The organism is Caballeronia terrestris, assembly GCF_001544515.1.
In the GTDB taxonomy this organism is placed as follows: Bacteria; Pseudomonadota; Gammaproteobacteria; order Burkholderiales; family Burkholderiaceae; genus Caballeronia; species Caballeronia terrestris.
Window position 1 is genome coordinate 1 of sequence record NZ_FCOL02000218.1, and the last position, 3,217, is coordinate 3,217.

Here is a 3,217-nt window from a genome sequence, read left to right on the forward strand (position 1 = left end):
GCCGAGCCCCGATTCGCCCGCGCCCTTCATGCCGAGCGGATGAAACGGATTGAGCGTCACGCGATGCCCGACGCGAATCGGCGGAAGATCGTTTGCGCGCGGCAAGAGATAGCTCTTGAAGCGATCGGTGATCATGCGGTGCTGGTCGTCGAACTTGATGACTTCCCAAAGCGCGAGGCCGATGCCCATCACGATCGCGCCCCTGAGTTGCCCTTCGACGAGCGCCGGGTTGATCATCGCACCACAGTCATGCACCACGGCGTAATCGAGCAGCTTGCTATTGCCGGTCGCCATGTCGAGCTCCAGCGCCGCGGCATGCACGGAGTACGAGAAGGTCGGGTAGGTGGCGATGCGGCCTTGCGCATCAGGCTCGACCCGCACATTCTGCGGCGCGAAGCTGCGCGTGACTTCGAGCGGCAGCGTCACGCCAGCCGCCACGGTGAATGGCCGCAGGTGCGCGCCGAGCGCCAGCTCCGCGACCGCGACCCTCGCGCCGTTCGACTCGCGCCACGCATGACCGTCGCGCAGGACGATCTCGCCGGGCGCTCCGCCGAGCATGTTGGCGGCGCACTGCACGAGCCGGTCACGCAATTCCCGCGCGGCCAGATACGCGGCCGTGCCGCCGTACATGAGCGCGCGGCTACTGGCGTTGCCAGTGCCGACCGGCGTCACGTCGGTGTCGCCTTCGATCACACGCACCTGGTCGACGCGCAGGCCGAGTTCACCGGCGACCATCTGCGCGATGCCGGTGTCGCTGCCGCTACCCGGAGACGTGACGCCCGTGAGCACCTGCACGTCGCCCGACGGCATGATGCGAACGGTGGACGTCTCGTATCCATTGGGAAAGTTACCGGGCCGCGCGCCGCCTTCCGGCGTGAGTTCGAAGGCGATTCCGATCCCGATGCGCCACTCGGAATGGCGTGCGGCGTGAGCCCGCGCTTGCCATTGCCCGTAATCGAACATCGTCAGCAATTGCTCGAGGCCGCCCGGATAGTCGCCGCTATCCACGTTGAGCCCGGACGGCAGCAGACGCGGCAAGGCGTCGCGCGCGACGAGATTGCGCCGGCGCAATTCGACCGGATCGATGCCGGATTGCCGCGCCAACAGATCGATCGCGCGCTCCGGCACAAGGTTGCCGATCTCCTTGCCGTAACCGCGTATGGCCTGCCACGGCGGCTGGTTGGTGATCGCGAGGGAGCACTCGACGTCGCAATGCTCGATCGTGTAGACGGTCGGAAACACGGCCGGCGTAACGAGCGCCATCGCCCAGCTATGACCGGCGCCGATGATGCCGACATCGACCAGAATGCGGTCACGCCAGCCGATCAGCCTTCCCTCCTCGTCCGCCGCAATCTCGAAGCTGTGGTGCTGCGAACGCGCCCCCGCGAGCAGCGTCTCGCGCCGTTCCTCGACCCACGCGACCGGGCGCTTCGTCAGCCGGCTGAACAGCGCAACCAGCACTTCCTCCGGATGCCCCGCCATCTTCAGCCCGAACGTTCCGCCCATGCGCGGCGCGATCACCCGCACCTGCGACTCCTTCACGCGCAGGGCCGCCGCAGTCAGCCAGCGGCTCGTATGCGGGTTCTGGAAGGTGCCGGTGAGCGTGTAGCGCTCCCCGCGCGCATCCCATTCGGCGATGTAGCACAGCGTTTCCATCGGCGCACTCGTCGACGAGCCGACCGTCAGCTCGCCGCGAGCGACGTGCGCCGCACGTTCGAATGCGGCGTCCGCATCGCCCGAACGAATGCGGTCGCGCACGAGCAGGTTCGTGTCCCAGCCGGGCTGGACCACCGGCGCACCTTCGCGCAGGGCGTCGTGCGCGTTCGCCGTCGGCGCGTGCACCTCGTAATGGACGCGAATCTTGGCGAGAGCCGCTTGCGCGTCGTGGACCGAACTCGCCACGAGCGCCGCGACCGGCTGGCCGAAATACGTCGCATGGCCGAGCGCAAGACATCGACTCTGCAACGGACCGCGGGCGCCTTTTGCGGGCAGGTCCATGGCGGGAGGCATTGCGTCGCTCATGCGCGCCGCGTCTTCGCCCGTCAGGCCGGCGACGACGCCTGGCATGGCGAGCGCATCGGACAGGTCGATCGAGACGATCGACGCGCACGCATGTGCGCTGCGCAGAATGGCAAGATGGAGCGCGCCTTCGGGAAGGAGATCGGCGCTGTAATCGACGCGTCCCGACACGAAGCGCGTCGCGTCCAGGCGCGCGACGTTCTCCCCTAGCAGGCTGCCCGGCGATGCATTCTTGAAAGTCTGTTCCATGTTGGCCGTGTGAGAGTCCGGTTGCCCGGGCCTCGCCGTTCGTTCGTGGCTCATCTGCTCGCCTGGCGTCCTACGCGCAGGCACAGCATCGCGCATGCGCCGAGCGCAAGCAGCGCCGTCATCAGGTAAAGCCCACTGTTGAGCGTGCCGCTCAGCGTCTTGAGCCAGCCCATCGCGAACGGACTGGCGAAACCGCCGAGCAGTCCGAGGCTGTTGACGAACGCGATCGCCGGCGCGGCGGCGGACGACCCTGCGAAATAGTCGGACGCAAGCGACCACAGCAGCGGAATCGTGACGAACACCGTGACGGCTGCGATCGTGAGCAGCACGAGGGTCGCAGTCAGATCATGCGCCAGAAGGGGCAGCAACGAAAGTGCGATCGCTCCGGCGAAGGCCGCCAGCGCACCGTGCCAGCGGCGCTCGAGCAGCCGGTCCGAGTGCCGGCAGATCAGCACCATGCCGATCGCCGCGATGCCGTACGGAATGGCCGAAAGCCAGCCGATACGTTCCACGCTCGTCGCGCCCGCGCTCTTCAGCACCCTCGGCAGCCAGAAGCTCAGCGCATAGGTGCCGCAGATGAAGGTGAAATAGGCGAAGCTCATGAGATACACCTTCGGGTCGGCGATGACCTGCCGCAACTGCCCAGCGTGTTCCGCGTTCCCCTCTTGGGCGTCGTCGCGCAACGCTTGACGCAAGGTGTCGCGCTCCGTTTCGGTGAGCCATTTCGCGCGCTCGATGTTGTCCGAAAGCGTGAACCACGTCACGATGCCGAGCAGCACCGCCGGCGCCGCTTCCACGATATAGAGCCACTGCCAGCCCGCCAGGCCCGCAACGCCTGCGAGCCGCGACATCGCCCAGCCCGACACCGGGCCACCGATCATTCCCGCGATCGGGAATCCCGTCATGAAAAGACCGAGGATCTGCCCGCGCCGGTTGCGCGGGAACCATT

The 3,217-nt window shown here is 67.1% G+C and carries 2 protein-coding genes; both read right to left on the reverse strand.

What is annotated here, in order from left to right; translation table 11 throughout:
- Positions 1-2,268 (reverse strand): xanthine dehydrogenase family protein molybdopterin-binding subunit (locus AWB67_RS35495; protein WP_087660565.1); only part of this gene is annotated, 2,268 nt, incomplete at its 3' end.
- A gap of 50 nt (positions 2,269-2,318) precedes the next feature.
- On the reverse strand, positions 2,319-3,217 hold an 899-nt coding region (locus AWB67_RS35500), incomplete at its 5' end, for an MFS transporter (protein WP_087660566.1).